1 protein-coding gene and 1 pseudogene are annotated in these 281 nt (G+C 61.2%); both read left to right on the top strand.

Annotation, left to right across the window (positions count from 1 at the left end; translation table 11 throughout):
* On the top strand, window positions 1-140 hold a 140-nt coding region (locus tag MRBLAR12_RS19955), incomplete at its 5' end, for an L-serine ammonia-lyase, iron-sulfur-dependent, subunit alpha (protein WP_229993830.1).
* Window positions 141-153: 13 nt separating this feature from the next.
* Window positions 154-281, top strand: a pseudogene (locus tag MRBLAR12_RS19950) (lipoyl synthase); the annotation flags it as partial.

Below are 281 nucleotides of genomic sequence, written 5' to 3'. Positions count from 1 at the left end.
TGGCGCTCTGGGGCGACGGCACGCACCGGGTCTCCCTCGACGAGGTCATCGTGACCATGCGGGAAACCGGCAAGGACATGAGCTCCAAATACAAGGAAACGGCCATGGGCGGCCTCGCCGTCAACGTCGTCGAATGCTGAAGGAAAGAGAACTATGACACTGGCACCAGAAGGCCGGAAGATGCTGCGCATTGAGCAGCGAAACGCGGCCACACCGGTGGAACGGAAGCCGGAATGGATCAAGGCCAAGGTCCAGATGGGCCCGGAGTTCGTCCAGCTCAA

The sequence above is a fragment of the Arthrobacter sp. LAR12-1-1.1 genome (assembly GCF_040676555.1).
Classification (GTDB): domain Bacteria; phylum Actinomycetota; class Actinomycetes; order Actinomycetales; family Micrococcaceae; genus Arthrobacter.
Note: the sequence above shows the minus strand (reverse complement) of the source record. Positions and strands in the feature narration are given on the sequence as shown.